Origin of the sequence: Aeribacillus sp. FSL K6-8210 (assembly GCF_037963925.1) — a bacterium.
Taxonomy (GTDB): Bacteria; Bacillota; Bacilli; order Bacillales; family Aeribacillaceae; genus Aeribacillus; species Aeribacillus composti.
This window is the reverse complement of record NZ_CP150172.1, coordinates 275,789-291,585: the sequence shown is the minus strand read 5'-3', so window position 1 is coordinate 291,585 and position 15,797 is coordinate 275,789. Positions and strand designations below refer to the sequence as shown.

General features: G+C 39.0%; 12 protein-coding genes and 1 pseudogene. 4 read left to right on the top strand and 9 right to left on the bottom strand.

The genetic code is table 11. The features are described from left to right. Window positions 1-189: 189 nt before the first annotated feature. Window positions 190-1,392 (top strand): transposase, encoded by a 1,203-nt coding sequence (locus NSQ41_RS01485; protein ID WP_339192838.1) that lies wholly within the window; start codon window positions 190-192, stop codon window positions 1,390-1,392. Window positions 1,393-1,693: 301 nt separating this feature from the next. Here NSQ41_RS01485 and NSQ41_RS01480 read toward each other — a convergent pair whose 3' ends face one another. The 6 genes from NSQ41_RS01480 to NSQ41_RS01455 form a co-directional block, all read right to left on the bottom strand. Further along, window positions 1,694-2,167 carry a PCYCGC motif-containing (lipo)protein gene (locus NSQ41_RS01480; RefSeq protein ID WP_063386536.1) on the bottom strand — a complete coding sequence of 158 codons (474 nt, stop codon included), beginning with the start codon at window positions 2,165-2,167 and terminating at the stop codon, window positions 1,694-1,696. 470 nt (window positions 2,168-2,637) lie between these two features. After that, a complete protein-coding gene (brnQ, locus tag NSQ41_RS01475) occupies window positions 2,638-3,999 on the bottom strand; it encodes a branched-chain amino acid transport system II carrier protein (RefSeq protein WP_339210836.1) in 1,362 nt (453 codons plus the stop codon). Between the two features lie 321 nt (window positions 4,000-4,320). Further along, the gene (locus NSQ41_RS01470; protein ID WP_327863033.1) at window positions 4,321-4,797 is read right to left on the bottom strand and encodes a flavin reductase family protein; all 477 of its coding nucleotides are present in this window, start codon (window positions 4,795-4,797) and stop codon (window positions 4,321-4,323) included. Window positions 4,798-5,157: 360 nt separating this feature from the next. Then, window positions 5,158-5,997, bottom strand: a complete 840-nt coding sequence (locus tag NSQ41_RS01465; RefSeq protein WP_339210834.1) for a zinc ribbon domain-containing protein — start codon at window positions 5,995-5,997, stop codon at window positions 5,158-5,160. A 103-nt stretch (window positions 5,998-6,100) separates the two neighbouring features. Then, the gene (nagZ, locus tag NSQ41_RS01460) at window positions 6,101-7,414 is read right to left on the bottom strand and encodes a beta-N-acetylhexosaminidase (protein WP_339210832.1); all 1,314 of its coding nucleotides are present in this window, start codon (window positions 7,412-7,414) and stop codon (window positions 6,101-6,103) included. Continuing rightward, a complete protein-coding gene (locus NSQ41_RS01455; protein WP_158640151.1) occupies window positions 7,411-8,811 on the bottom strand; it encodes a zinc-ribbon domain-containing protein in 1,401 nt (466 codons plus the stop codon). The genes nagZ and NSQ41_RS01455 overlap by 4 nt, the downstream gene beginning before the upstream one ends. Before the next feature lie 372 nt (window positions 8,812-9,183). Between NSQ41_RS01455 and NSQ41_RS01450 the strand changes: the two genes are divergently transcribed. The 3 genes from NSQ41_RS01450 to NSQ41_RS01440 are packed head-to-tail and all read left to right on the top strand — an operon-like array spanning window position 9,184 to window position 12,513. Further along, window positions 9,184-10,227: an NDP-sugar synthase gene (locus NSQ41_RS01450; protein ID WP_339210830.1), complete on the top strand. Its 1,044-nt coding sequence runs from the start codon at window positions 9,184-9,186 to the stop codon at window positions 10,225-10,227. Further along, window positions 10,224-11,441 carry a glycosyltransferase family 4 protein gene (locus NSQ41_RS01445; protein WP_339210828.1) on the top strand — a complete coding sequence of 406 codons (1,218 nt, stop codon included), beginning with the start codon at window positions 10,224-10,226 and terminating at the stop codon, window positions 11,439-11,441. The genes NSQ41_RS01450 and NSQ41_RS01445 overlap by 4 nt, the downstream gene beginning before the upstream one ends. Then, a complete protein-coding gene (locus NSQ41_RS01440; RefSeq protein WP_339210826.1) occupies window positions 11,422-12,513 on the top strand; it encodes a glycosyl transferase in 1,092 nt (363 codons plus the stop codon). The genes NSQ41_RS01445 and NSQ41_RS01440 overlap by 20 nt, the downstream gene beginning before the upstream one ends. A 171-nt stretch (window positions 12,514-12,684) precedes the next feature. On the opposite strand, the pseudogene NSQ41_RS01435 reads toward NSQ41_RS01440, so the two are convergent. The 3 genes and pseudogenes from NSQ41_RS01435 to NSQ41_RS01425 all read right to left on the bottom strand — a co-directional run bounded on the left by NSQ41_RS01435 (window position 12,685) and on the right by NSQ41_RS01425 (window position 15,743). Further along, a pseudogene (locus NSQ41_RS01435) lies at window positions 12,685-13,118 on the bottom strand (SRPBCC domain-containing protein). Window positions 13,119-13,296: 178 nt separating this feature from the next. Beyond that, on the bottom strand, window positions 13,297-13,794 hold the full coding sequence (locus NSQ41_RS01430; RefSeq protein WP_339198386.1) for a 2,4'-dihydroxyacetophenone dioxygenase family protein: 498 nt from the start codon (window positions 13,792-13,794) through the stop codon (window positions 13,297-13,299). A 737-nt stretch (window positions 13,795-14,531) separates the two neighbouring features. After that, complete coding sequence (locus NSQ41_RS01425) at window positions 14,532-15,743, bottom strand: MFS transporter (protein ID WP_339210823.1); 1,212 nt, start codon at window positions 15,741-15,743, stop codon at window positions 14,532-14,534. Window positions 15,744-15,797 lie beyond the last annotated feature (54 nt).

Genomic DNA, 15,797 nt, shown 5'->3' with positions numbered 1-15,797 from the left:
GGAAAGCGTGGAGGATCGGTCAAAAAAAGCCGAAGGAGCTTTCTCCGACAATTTTATTATGTGAGCATTTTGCATATTTTTTGACCCAAGAGCCATAAGGATTTCAAAGACATAAAAAAGGACTTCACCCCTAAAATGTAGAATTTTTGAAGTGACGAAACCACAAAAATTCAAAAGGAGGAAGTCACTTTGTATATTCTACAAGAAAGCCTATTTTCCTTTGAAGAACTGCAAAAATTAGAGTCAAAAGAGAAATTACCTATCTTTTTTAGCTCGCTTGATTTACGCCCTTATGCTAAACAGTTGAGAAGTTCTTCACCCCGAGGGGCTGACGGTCATTCCAGAGAAGGGATTCTAAGGGCTCTCATCGCTGCCCCACTCGAAGGCATCGACACCTTTACCGCCCTTCATCATCGATTGGATAAAGACCTTCGTTTCCGTTATCAATGCGGTTTATCGATTGATCGCCCCGCACCGTCTATCTCCACTCTCAGCCGGGTTTTTGCGGCACTTACCAAAAAAAAGCTGGCTGAAAAGATCTTCCTTGACTTGGTACAGTTAGCTCAGGAGGAAGGAATAATTGACGGCAGCCACCAGGCCATCGACAGTGCCGCCATTGATGCCTATGAAAAGAAACAGCCCAAAAAGCGTAGTGAACAAACGGGTAATGCCAATTGGGGCGCAAAATATGATTCCTTCGGCAATAAAATTACCTGGTTTGGCTATAAGATGCATCTTTCAGTCGATACCGCAAGCGAACTGCCAATAGCCATAAAAGTAACCCCTGCCCATGTGAACGATGGAGAAGTCGCACCAGAATTAATAGAGCAAGTGGCAGAGCGTACCAAATCCAAAATTGAATTTCTGATCATGGATGGCGGATATGACCAACTAAAAAACTATGAATCAGCCAAAAACATTGGAGCGCAAGCCATTATCCCGCTCAATTTGCGCAACGAAAAAGAGCCTCCTGAAGGGATTTCTTCCAATGGAACTCCGCGTTGTTCCATGGGTTATGAAATGACTTATTGGGGAGCTGATAAGGACCAGCTCAAGTTCAGATGTCCTCACGCAACCGGCAAAGTGGATTGCCCATTAGGAATGGCAGCCTGTTCATCTTCCAACTATGGAATGGTGGTAAAAGTCGACATCAAAAAGGATGTGCGCCGATATTCCAATCCGCACCGTGATACAAAACGTTGGAAAGAGCTTTACAACGAGAGGACAAGTGTAGAACGCTGTAATTCAAGAATGAAAAGCTACCTTACGGCGAACTCCCTACATGTATGGGGAATTGAAAAAGTAAAGACCCATATTTACCTGAACGCTATTGTATTACTTGTTTCAGCGCTAGCGATGGCAAAGGAAAATAAAGGGAAGAAAGCCGCTTAAAAAAATTCAATGTGAAAAATTCTGTAGGTATGCCCGAAAACAAGATTATTGTAATATTTTGTAAAATAACATGCTGGTAGCTATTTGTCGAGTGCTTTATTTTTTATACTTTTATCCAAAAAATCTAATTTTGCAAAATGCTCATGTAAAAATAACAAAAAACAGTATTGATGGATATTCAAGATTAAATGTCTAATCACAAGCCTTTTTCCATCATGATCAAGTCCTGAGGACAAAAACAGTTTCGACAAAGCATAAAACATAGAAAAGATGAAACCAATAATTGGTCTCATCCTTTTCTTTATAACGGCATTGGTGTGTCTGTCGGGTTCGCATAGCCTTCTTTGTATTTTTCATCTATATATTGGCGAATTTCTTTTACCGTTTTTCCATCTTGCTTCATTTTGATTGCTTCTGCTGCAATTTCTAAGCAGACGTTGCAGCGTGTTCCATGGTCATCCCATACAACAGAACCATTTTGATTTACTTGCTTAACAAAACAATTTAGACTGCTCCGATGTCCGGCATGATCGCCGCAGCCACAATAACAAGGAATCCATTGCAGCAGCTCCATTGATTTTCCGGCTGCTTGATAGATGATTTGAATGTTTTCGCTATATTCATTTAAAAAGGTCGGCAGTTCATCCCTTGAAGCAGTTGTTTCCCACAAGTCGCCATTCGGCGCGTGCTCCATGGTTGATTGTTCTTTATTTGAACTGCAAGCAGAAATGATTATTGTAATAAATAGTAATACCAATAATTGTTTGGCTTTCACAACGTCACACTTCCTTTTATAAAGTGTAATGAAATCCTTCTTTTCTGTTCATCAACTAATCACAAATTGCATTCAGCTGCCGAACATAGAACCATCTGGCGGCCGATGTTACCCTTACAATATATATTCCTATTTCCCTTCCTTAAAGGTTTTCTCTCAATTAATAAAGTCTAAAGAACGGCATACATCTTCAAAGCTTCTGATATCATTCCATTATATTGTAAAGGGGATACTTCTAGCAGCTGCTAAATATCCTTTATTTTTAAATCCGAACTTGCGAAGGGTGAATAGACTTTAACCTCTACAAGAAAAATACCATAATCACTAAATAATAAAAAGAATCTTCCTTTAGTTTTAAAAAATTGTCAATGGTCAAGTTTGATCAAAAAAAGGAACCTTCCTTAAGAAAGTTCCTTTTTTATAGCTTACAAAAATTCAAACTATTCTTTCTATTATTATAATAGAACATTTTACGCTCTAACAGTTGATTTGGCCTGAACCCTTCCGACAATACCTGTAATAATAATGACAATGATCGCTGGAATAAACCAACCGAGTCCTTGTTTATAAAATGGTAATATCTGTTCATAAAACGAAACAATTGGTACCATCCATCCGAAATAATCAATTCCAAGTGAATCACATAATGATTTCAAACCGTCAAAAATACTGATTAAAAATGTAACTCCAGTCGCTGAAACATATACAATGCGTGCGTGATGGAAAAGCGGCGACAAGAACGTTAACAAAATCAAAACAATCGCTAGCGGATAGATGAACATTAAGACAGGGATAGAAAATGAAATAATGTTTGTTAATCCAAAGTTTGCTATTACAAAAGTAAGTAAGCTAAAGAAGACAACCCACGTTTTATAGCCGATTTTCGGAATCAATTTATGAAAATATTCAGCATTCGCCGTTATTAAACCAATGGCAGTCGTTAAACATGCAAGGATGATAATAATAGCCAGCATAATTAAACCGAATGTGCCAAAATAATGTGAAGCCGCATTGCTGAGAACGGGTCCACCTGTTTTAAAAATTCCGAAAGCTTCTACACTTGTTGCTCCTAAATAAGCAATTCCAATATAAATCAGTGCAAGCAGTGAAATGGCAACAGTTCCTGATTTTGCTGTAGCTTTCAGAATATCTTTTTTTGATGTTACACCTAATTTGCGTATGGCATTGATCACAATAATGCCAAATACAAGTGATGCAAGGGCGTCCATTGTACTATAGCCATCTATAAAACCTTGGGAAAACGCATGAATTTTATACACGCCTTGCGCTGAACCAATATCCCCAATAGGATTCACAACTACCATAAATAAAAGTATGGCAAGAAGAATCACAATTCCAGGCGCTAGAAGTTTTCCAACATTATCAACAATTTTAGCCGGGTATAAAGAAAACCAAAAAGTCACAGCAAAAAATAGCAGCGTATAAATAAACAATCCAACTTGATGAAATTCCTCAGCAACAAACGGCGCAATACCGACTTCATACGCAACAGTTCCAGTCCGCGGTGCTGCACAAAAAGGACCAATTGTTAAATAGAGCAATGATGTGAGAAAGACGGCATAAGTCGGATGAACTCTACTAGAAAGCTCTTGTAAATCACTGCTTCCGGAAAAACTCATGGCTATAATCCCGAGAAACGGCAATCCGACTCCAGTAATAATAAATCCAGTCACAGCAAACCAAAGATTCTCTCCGGCATTTTGTCCAAGCTGAGCTGGAAATATTAAATTCCCCGCCCCAAAAAATAGGGCAAACAACATAACACCAATAACAGTAAGTGATGAAAATGATAGCTTGTTATCCTTATCCATAATTATTTATCCCACCATGATGAAATTTTTTAAAATTAATTTATTAAAATAATTTGCATGATTCGTACAATAAATTATATTATACTATTTTTTTACGAAAATTTCAATGAATTCATATACTTATACTACGTACATTCACTTGGAAAAAACGCTTGAAGCAGACGGAAATGAACGCCTGCTTCAAGCAATCGTAAGTCATCATCGCTTATTCTTTAAAATCTTGCTTCAACCTTTTGCCGAACAAAACTATTTTCTTATTTTTTGTCTCAAATAATAAAATTTGCAGGTCTTTTTAACCGAAACATTTTTCTTATAAAAAGTTTAGCCTCCATAATAAAAACCGGTTTCTTTCAATGTTAGCGGATCGCCTTCCCGGTGCACACCGGCATTGATCACTTCACCGACGTAAATGTAGTGGTCACCTTTTTCTATTTTTTCCACCACTTTACACTCAAAAAAGCTCAACGCATCTTTAAAAATCGGGCATCCTGTTTCTTCCGTATAAAATTCGTATCCAGCCAGCTTGTTTCCTTCCGGTTCAATGGATCGGAAAAAAGCAGTAACCATTTCCTTCTGCCCCGTCTCCAAAATATTGACGCTAAATACCCCGCTTTTGGCAATTTGTTGTTGTGAACGTGTACCCGCTTTTACAGCAACTGCAACTAAAGGCGGTTCAAAAGAGGTTTGAGTCAACCAATTTCCAGCAAATCCATTGGCACCGTTTTCATCTTTCGTACCAACAATGTACAAGCCATATGTAATTCCACGTAAAGCCGTTTTTTTCGCCTTTGCATCCATTTTGAACATCACCTTCCTTTGAAATCAATTTTTGGTTTGTTTTGGTATTCCTTTACCTTCATTTTAGGCAAACGATCATAATATGTCCAGTTTTTGCTTGTCGTTTACCTAGAATATCGGCCAATTGTTCCATACTGCTTCCAATTCTCTCATAATGACCTCAACTTAAAACGTCATATCATACAATAGAATGAAAATCAGCCTATTAACATATGAAACGCTGGTATGCGGCGGGCATACCAGCGCAGAAGGTGATCTGATGCTTTTAAGGCTTAACGGTACTCATTGTGTAAGTCTATATTGTATGAAAATTAAAGCAGCTAATATTTAGATTCGTTCAAAATGTTCAATGTCACTCCATCACCAAAAATATCTCCATTGATCAACAATTCTCCCCATTGCCGAATCAGCCAATATACCGATAAAAATCGCAAACACGATGGAAAATATAGCAACATAGATAATAAATGAGTATAAAGGATCTATTCCTTTTGAATATTTCGTTAGCAGTACACTTATCAAATAATATGGAATTAAAACGATCGCAAGCAAAAGTGAAATGATCAGCACAATGTTTCCATAAACATGGGATTTTAACAAAACTAGCAATAACGCGATAAGCGAAACAATGATCGCGGTGGTAAGATGTGCTCCATATATAGCTGTTACCTCTTTAAAAGATGCACTTGATCCAAACAATTTATTAACAATGAACATACACAATAACACGAGCGCAACAATAAGAAAAACAAATATAAAAACATTAAAAAATACCGAAACATACGAAGGTCCATCATAAAACTCATTTATCAGTCCTTGAGTACCATGAATTGCCGATTTAAATAGATTGCGGACAAAAACGCTAACCGTTAGTGTGACAATGAACACAAATAAAATAATGCTGATAAAGCCATTCACCCATTCATTTTTTTCTTTGCCAAAAATGGATGACGGATGTTTCAAAAAATGAACGAAATAGCTTCCATACACTTTCGACTGCTTTTTAACCTTTTCTACATGTTCATTCATTTGCGTGGAAGCTGCTTGGCCATAAGACGGTTGGGGATTTCTGTTAATTGAAACCTGATCCCCGCCGCCTCCCGCTGTTTCTTGTAGATTTGGATCATTATTCAATTTTGCCCCGCATTTCCCACAAAAATTTCCTTTTTCTTGTTCATTTCCACATTGATGACAAATCATTTTCCTCTATTGTTCCTCCTCTATTGATTGGTATAACATGGGCAGCCGCCTACAATCGGCTTGCCCAAACATTGAATGAAGGTCTTCTACGAATTTAATTGAATCACTGTTCCTTTGTATTCATCCAATTTTCGATCAGTGTTTTATGCTCCTTGCTTCCAACTGTTTCTTTCGCATATTGCGGATCAACGATCGGATTTTGAATAGTGGATAATTTATGCATTAGCACTCTTGTCACCGCTTCGTTGATGCGTTTTTCTTGAATTTTTCCGTCTTTCACTGCTTTCACTAAGCCATTATAAACCTCCACTTGATGCTCATATTCATGGCAAACGAGCAGCAAATCCGCTCCGGCATTAATCGCTTCGATTGCCATATCTTCATATGAATAATATTTATTTACTGCGCCCATTTCAAGATCATCCGTGACAACAATTCCTTTATACCCCAGCTTTTCCCGAAGCAGCTTTTGAATCATAACAGAAGATAAACTTGCTGGTTTGCTAGGATCATAACTTGGATATTTAATGTGAGTCATCATAATGAAAAATTGATTGTGATCTGTATTTTCAATGAGCTTTTTAAATGGATAAATATCGGAATTCTCCAAATCCAATTTGTCCGCTTTTACAGAAGAAGTGTCAATATGCGGATCAACACTGCTTCTTCCGTTGCCGGGAAAATGCTTGAGCGTTGCTGTAATCTTCGCTTCATGCAATCCTTGAACCACTTTTGCACCATACGTATAGACCGCTTCCGGATTTGTACCAAAAGATCGGCTGTCAGTCTCTGACAAATCCAAAACGGGTGCAAAATTTAGATGAAATCCCATGGCAGCCAATTCCCTTCCGTTCAGAAGAGCAATATCGTACACCGCTTTTTCATTTGCAGCTTGCCCTAGCTTCTGTTGGGATGGGATGGGAGACACTTTTTCTCTCATCCGCAAAATGTCTCCCCCTTCTTGGTCCACTCCGATCATAAGCGGCACTCCAAACCGCTTTTTCAGCGCGAGCCTTTGCAAAGAATTATTTAATTGCGCAACTTGTTCCGGAGTCTCCATGTTGCGGTCAAACAAAATGACAGAACCGATATGTTTGTTTACAATTAAATCGGTTATTGCCTCGTCTTTTTCCGTGCTTTTAAAGCCAACCATCAAAAGCTGGCCGACCTTCTCGCCCAAAGACATATCATCCACTATTCTAGCTGCTTTTTCTTCGACCGTTTCTTCTTTCTTATCGTTTTTTTCTTCTTGCAAAGCTGCAACATTACCCGCTTCTTTTACTTCCGGTTCTTCATGCTGGTCTTGAATCTTTGTTTTTTGATTTTCCTGAAAGAGCGGCAATTTCGGGATTGATATAATGGCAAAAATACTCAAAATAAATATGGCGAAAATGAGAAGCAAAGATTTCCATTTCATTCCGTTCTAGTATTTAGCTTTTTAATTTCAGGCGTTGCTAATTTCCAGCCGTCTGATTCCTTCACTAAATACCATTTCCCTCCCCATTCTTGTACTAATGTGGAGCCGTCGTCCTGTTTGTCATAAGAAGTTAATTGAAAACTCACTGTCGCTTGATCATTTTCTATACTTTCCACACTTACATTCGTAACTTCATTTTTAAAATTGTTTTTTAGCCCTTTAGACCATTTTTCATAGCTAATTTTACTGCGACGGCTTGAGGAAAACATTGCATATGCAGTTTCGTAGTCACCGCTTGAGATACTAGTATAATGGCTCATAATCACATTTTCGATCTCCGATTGTTCATCATGATAGTCTTTTAATGAATCTCCAACATCTTCGAAATCTTCCATTGGAATTTCTTGTTCAAATAATAGATCAATCGTTTCCCCGGCTTCTTTAATTGTCTTTTTATTGCTTTTCACCGTACCATCAGCAGTTTTTATTTCGGCATGAAGCGTCATCGAACCGTCTGTTGCAACTGGTCCAAACTCTTCTACATCCGAAATTTTTAAACCTGTGCTCTTTCCATTGACGAATAAAGTGGCATCTTCAATATTTGAATATAAATATACATAATCTCCAGTTAAATCAAAATTTATGTACACTTTATTTTCTTCTGCATCACTTGGCGAAACTTCTTCCACTTGCTTTACGTCTGCGTATTCTCCTTTGTATACTGCTTGCACTTTATGATTGATTGGCAAAAACGGCCCGTAAGTCCGTTCTTCGTCTTTTTTTATAGGTTCATATTTTTTCCCATCTATGTAAATATGGCTATCATGATTTGCCGTTACGACAATATATAAATTTTTAGGTATGAGTGCATAATAGTCAAAAAATAACCATTTTTTTCCTAATTTATTGATCGAAATATCTGCATCTGTATGCTCAGGAAATGCCCCTTTTTCATAAATAACGGCTTCTTTATGCAAGCTATTTTTCAGTTCAGAAAATTCCGATGGGTTCATTTGATAATGGTCAATTAATTGTTTGGCCACTTTTTCATCTATTTTTATATCCGATTGCTTCGAGTTTAGTAAATGAGCCACTTTTTTTGCATCATGATTGTTGATCGCTAGAATAAAATTTTCCGCCAGTTTTGTCGGTTTATAGACCGATTTTACAATAAAAAATGAACTTGCAATTACTAAAATTAATAGAACTCCAATACTTGCAAAAATCTTAGATTTTTTCGTTGCCAGCACCGGTCTTCTTGATCCTGATCCCTCCCCTGCCTTCATTACATTTTGCGATTGTACGGCGTTTTGTGATTCTACGACTTTCGCGCCGCAATTCGTACAAAATGTTTGATTTTCTTCTAATCGGTGTCCGCATTGTTGACAATAGTTCAACGATATCACCTGCTTTCTTCATAAAATTCAAGGAGATTATATCATTTCATAAGGCTTTTGATAGATTTTCTGAATAATTAGACATTAAAACAAACAGCACTCTTCTTAGAGGTTTTTCAAACATTTTTTAAGCTTCTATCAATCGGAGTGGAGACTTTAAACAAAAGGGTGTTATATTTGTCCCTTTTTTCATTAAGTATAGGAAAACCCCCGACTGAGTTGAAATTCATACATTTTACTTATATAAGAAATTTTGTTATAATATTTATTAGCAACCAGTAGGTTTGAGTGCTAACAATATACGCCACTTTCATTTTTCATTCATCCATCTGTTATGAACTTCATAATCATAGACTAATGGAGGGATGACAAATGAAAACATTACTGTTAGCTGGTGGTTTAGGAACACGTTTACGCCCATTAACTGAAAATTTGCCGAAACCGATGGCACCCATTGCTAACCGGCCATGGCTCGAACACCTCATCACTTATCTTCGCGATCAAGGAATCAACCAATTCGTAATAGCCTCACATCACTGTTCAGATGTCATAAAAAATTACTTCGGAGACGGCAAACGTTTCGGTGTAGACATTGAGTACTCTGATGAAACACATCAAATGGGAACAGCAGGAGCTATCAAAAATGCTGAAAGATTTTTGAAGGAAAGATTTCTTGTTGTAAATGCCGACATTGTTCACTTGCCAAACTTGATTCCTCTTCTTGAATTTCATGAACAAAGCGGCGGGATCGCCACAATTGCACTGACGGAAGTAGATGACCCTTCTTCTTACGGTGTCGTTCAACTGGACGATTCCAGCCGGATTTTGCGTTTTGTTGAAAAGCCTCGTCGTGAAGAAGCACCATCAAATTTGATCAATGCTGGTTTGTACATTCTTGAACCAGAAGTAATGCGCTACATTCCAGCAGGACGTGAAGTTTCTATCGAACGTGAAACATTTCCCACCCTTATTCAAAAAAGCAAAAGTGTATACGGAAAAATAAGCAGCGGTTACTGGTTTGATATGGGAACACCAGAACGTTACCGGAAAATTCATTGGGACGTTCTTGAAAATCGGAACCCGTTGCCTACTCGCGGAAATCAAGTTCAACCGAGCGTTTGGTTAGGAAAAGACACCAAAATCGGATCTGGCGTCCGCTTTATCCCTCCTGTTTTAATCGGGGATAATGTCGAGGTAGGCGATCAGTCAGTAATTGGTCCGTTTGCAGTGATTGGTGATCATTGCCGCATTGGCTCCAAAGTGCATTTTTCAAACTCTATTCTTTGGGATCAATCAAGCATAAGCGATAATATTCGTGTCAACAACAGTATTATGGCTTACAAGACATTCTTAAATGAAGGTAAAGTGTACGATAACTTGATCTTGAACCAATATGAGAGGGTGATGCAAGCATGAGTCGAATTGCATATGTCAGCACATATCCTCCGCGCCGTTGCGGTATTGCTACCTTCACTGAACATGTATTTACAAACGTAAGCGCTGCTGGCAAACGCGGTAATCGTGACCCAATCATTGTACTTTATAATGAAAATGATGACAGAAATGTATATGAAAATAATCCGAGATTTTGGCCTTTGCCAATGCAAGATCGTTCAGCTTATGTGAAGATGGCCAAAAGGGTCAATCGAAGCGATATTTCTGTTGTAGTTTTGCAACATGAATTCGGCATTTTCGGCGGTGAAGCGGGAGAGTACATAGTCGACTTTGTACGCGCATTAAATAAACCGCTCGTCACGACGTTTCACACGATTTTCTCTGATCCTAAGCCGCCATATCGGCAAGTCCAGCAGGAAATTGCCGATTTAAGCGACGCTATAGTCGTCATGAATCGCAAGGCTGTCTCTTATTTAGTCCGAGCGTATAATTTGCCCGAAAATAAAATTGTCTACATTCCACATGGATCGCCTAAACCTCGAGATAACGAGCGGGTTCAGCTTCGCCGCCAGCTGGGATTTGAAGGCAGAAAAGTATTGCTTACATTTGGATTACTGAATCGCGGCAAAGGAATCGAGTCTCTAATTTCAGCCCTCCCAGAAGTTGTCCATGAAGTACCGGAAACGTTATATATTATCGCGGGACAAACGCATCCTGAAGTGAAAAAGCGGGAAGGAGAATCATACCGTGAAGAGCTGCAAAACATGATTCGTCAGCTCGGATTAGAAGAGAATGTCCGAATGATTGACCGTTACTTTAATGAAGAGGAGCTCGTCTCCTACTTAACAGCGTGTGATCTATATGTAACTCCTTATCCGGGCATGCAGCAAATCACAAGCGGAACGCTGGCTTATGCCGTCGGAATAGGCCGTCCAATTCTCTCCACGCCATACGAACATGCACAAGATTTATTAAAAGGCTGTGAAGAACTGCTTCTTCCGTATGGCGACATCAAAGCATGGGAACAGCGATTAAAAGAGCTATTAATGGATGACAATGCATTGCACCAATGGGAAAATCGAATTCGGCAGATTGGAAAGGCAACCCATTGGCCAACTGTCGGGATGCAATATTTGAAGCTGTTTGCCAAAATCGGCGAAATGGACTTGGATGAGAAGGGTGTGAAAGAGCCGAACGAAAGCGTGGTGAAACACGTTGCACCAACCAAATATTAATTTTGATCATTTGGAACGTTTAACTGACGATACAGGGTTGATCGAGCATTGCCTCGGCCGGATTCCGCGCCGTAAAGAAGGATATTCAACAGACGACAATGCGCGCGCCCTTTGGCTATGTATTGAATGGATAGAGCTTCTTCAAGATGAACCGTCTGAATTGAAGAGACTCTACGGAATGCTTGATCGGTATTTAGCCTTTTTGCTTTGGGCCCAAAGGGATGATGGATGGTTTCATAATAACTTTTATTATGACCGAACACCTGAATCGGAAACTCGTTCTGAAGATTGTCTTGGTCGATCAGTTTGGGCAGTGACAATGGCCTATTTAAAACTTAATGACAATGCCCGCCGCTATGTGGCAGCAGAAATTTTGCGCAATGCCCTTTCTGCATGCCGCAAGCTTCGTTTTGCCCGCAGCCAAGCATGGGTGCTGGCCAGCTGCAGCAAACTGCTCATGGAAAAGAAAAACAGCATTTCCTCTCTTGAAATAGCAGAAGATGAACTTAAACAATTGGCAGAAACATGCGAACATAGTTTATTAACAGCATACAAAGAGCACCGAACGGAAGATTGGCATTGGTTCGAAAAACAAATGACATATGCCAATGGAATTTTGCCTTGGGGATTATTTTTATCCTATCGATACAACCGTCGCAATGAAACATTGCGAATTGCCAAAGAGAGTCTTGATTTTCTCATCGAAAAGATGGGCGGATTCAACAGCTCCTCCATTCGTCCAATCGGCAACCGGGGTTGGTGCAGCCGCCACAATCGCGCCGACTGGGATCAGCAGCCCATCGATGTTATGAAACTAGCTTTAGCTGCAAACGAAGCTTATCATATTTTGGATGATTCTGCTTACTTACAAGTTGTACTGCGCTGCCGAGACTGGTTTTATGGTGGGAATGACCATCACATTCCTTTAGTCGATCCTAGCGATGGCAGCTGCTGCGACGGTCTGAACTCCGATGGCCCTAATCAAAATCGGGGCGCGGAATCAACACTTTCCTATTTAATGACTGAAGCTTTAGCACATCCGCTAAAATTGGAAGTATTCGAAAAGATTTAATAAAAAATCTTTTTTTCAGTGTTCAAAAAAGTGCAGCCACCTTTTCCTCTATTCTTCGGACGATATGGCGATTGCATTGGGGAGATCATCATCTCCCTAATTTTTTTGTTGTTTTCTTTTCCTCCAAGTTATTTCCCCGAGCTGGATCTGAAAACGTAAATGAATTTTTTGTTATTCCACAACCTTTTGCAATTTTTTCAAAATGTTCATCCAGCCATGATTCATCCGTTCACGAACAACAGAGCTTTTTTCATTTACTTTAGGCAGCACATCGTCAGGATGCTTCCATCCGCTGTGAATAAGAGTAAATTCAGTTTTATCCCCTAAATCCTTCAAAATAAATGAAACAACCCAGCCTTCTGTATCCCATGTAAAAGAGAGGAGGTAAGGCGGTTCAAGTTCTACCACTTTACATGGAGACGGCCCGAAAGGAGATTGCAGATGGAATTCATGTCCCAGCTTTGGCTGAAAATCATTTGATTTGGCATGAACCATGACGCAATCCCCTCTGACGTAGCCGCCGCCTCCCAAACTTTTTCAATTGAGGCTTCTAATACAATTGATTGATGAATGTCTTGTAATGGATTTTGATGATTTTTTTCCATAGTCTTGCTCCTTTTTACATCATTTAGTTTCAAATTATATGAAACCACAAGGTACTATGTCAAACGCACTGACTCATGAAATAGAAATTCTTAGATATACATGAAAAAAACCGTTCCGAACTAGAACGGTTCTTCATCTTTGTAAACGCTGTCATTTATTTACATCAGTTTCAAAGGATCATAAAAACAAATCTTTATTAATGGGCAAATTATTTTTCTCGCAATAAGTTAAGTAATGATCGATAAACCAAAATACATCTACCGTTTCAATGATACGGTCTTGATCATCGAGAAATTCAAGCGGTCCGTTTAAATGAAACACAGTTTCCATCCCTTCGTCGGAAACGAGTGTATGTGTCCTGCCCGGACTTTCGCGAATAAAATCTCCCGGTTTTGCGATCCAGTCGTATTCTTTGTAATACCAGCTTCCTTTAACTACATAACCAGTGACAGGACCGCGGTGGCGATGCCTGCCAAGCGTGCCGCCAGATCCAACCCGAAGAACATTGACGGAAGTATTGCTGCGAATGTCAAAAGACAAATGGCGTATCCAGACGTTTTCTACAAACGGGACCCATGGCGAAGTTTCTAAAGAAGAATGGATATAACCTTCAGAAAGCGCAAATTGGTCTCGCCTCACATCTATTCTTTTTTCCACCTGTACATAATGATCCACAATATCCCCCCGCACCTTTTTATTTTTCTTTTAAAACAAGGTGAAAAATTCACTAAATGTATATGATTTCTTCATCCAAATATGACAAATTCTTTTTAGTCTAGAAGAAGGAAAGGTACTACTAAAATTTACAATAATTAACATATTTGGCTATAATATAATATGAATAAAAATTATTCATTTTTACCATTTCATTTAGTTCATTTTCTCCCCTGCTTTATGGGCATATGCAAAAATAAAGATCAAAACAGAGGTGAAAGCAAAAATGTTGTGCGGATTTCTTTAGCTGAACAGTCTGCAGCAGGAATTGAACAAACATCTGCCGCATCCGAACAGACGAACAGCTCGATGGAAGAAATTCCATGAAGTTGGCAAATCTGTCAGAAGAGCTCAACGGGTTCGTTCAACAGTTTAAGCTATCTAACTAATTTCTAATACCAATTATTTCAAGCTGGTCGAATACGTTTCATGTGAATGGCATGCCAAAATACAAGAAAAAGGACAGCCTTTGATTAAAGAGGCTGTCCAAAAATCCGTAAACGCCCAAGCGATCGCGCTTTATTTTCCTTGTACGACGGCTTCAATTGAACTTCGGCGCCAGCAAATGATCCATTCCCGCACTGTTTAAAAAAGTTACAGGTTGGAATCAATTTTCCCAACGAGAATAGATTTTTACAAGCCTATTCATCTTGTCACTTCGGTCTAAAAAAGGTGAGAAATAACAACAGTTCTTAGCGTTAACTAGACGACTTGGATTTGGCCAGTTTCGTATTTTTCAATGACTTGTTTTGCCAAAAGACAGTAATAAAAAGTGTAAACACTAATAAAATGCATCCTAAAATGAAAGGATACAAAATTTGAATATCATATAATATTCCCGCCAACATCGGCCCCAATATATTTCCTATACTCATATAGGCGTTGTTTAACCCCATGGCAAAGCCTTGTTCATTTCCAGCCATCTTTGAAATAAGAGTGTTCAAAACAGGACGCAAGATGGATGTTGCAAGAAAAATCAAGAGGGTGATGACAAAAAACAGAGAATAGCTGTCGGCAAACAATGAAAGGAAAAATCCAATTGCAACTACGCCTAAAAAGAAATTTAAAACGGCTCCTTCCCCAAAGCGGCCGACAAGCTTATCGACCACAAACAACTGCACAATCACACTTATCAGTCCAGTTAATGTAACCATCCAAGCAATTTCTTGCGGTGTTGCCCCAAACTGATCATCCATATATAACCCGATGACAGATTCATAAGCCATTAAACCAAAGCTCATAACAAGAGTAATAATCAACAGCATAAAATACGGCTTATGAGCGGACGAAACCAATTTTTTTAACATCGGCTCATCATTGATTTGCGTTTTTTGTTCCGGGGCATGTTGTTGTTCAACACTTTCTTTTAAAACTGTTAATGAAAAAATAACAGCCGCTAAAGAGACGATCGTTGCAACAAGAAAAGGCATTTTCAATCCAAAATCAGCAAAGAAACCGCCAACCCCTGGTCCTATTACAATCCCAAGCGACATGGCTGCTGAAATGAAACTGTTGCCTTTAGCCCGCTGCTCAATTGTCGTAATATCGGCAATATAAGCAAAAATAGCGGGTACCAGAAGCGCGGAGCCTATCCCCCCAACTACACGCGAAGCGTACAGCCACCAAATGGAATCAAATGCGTAAAAGATAAACATAGAAACAGTTAAACCGATTAATCCTAAAACAATCATTTTTTTCCGGCCATACTGATCTGTCCATTTCCCTGCAATTGGAGAAAACACAAGCTGGGCTCCTGCAAATATTGCGACCATTAAACCAGCTGCCGTACCGCCTTGACCAATGGACTCCAAATAAGCAGGCAATATGGGGATAATAATGCCGAAGCTTCCAATAGTTATAAACATGTTAATCATTAAAATAATCATTTTTCTCCACTGAGACATTGACATAGTGAGTACCTACGCTTTCTTCCGGTCTATTTCAAGCACATAGAAAACCTGCTA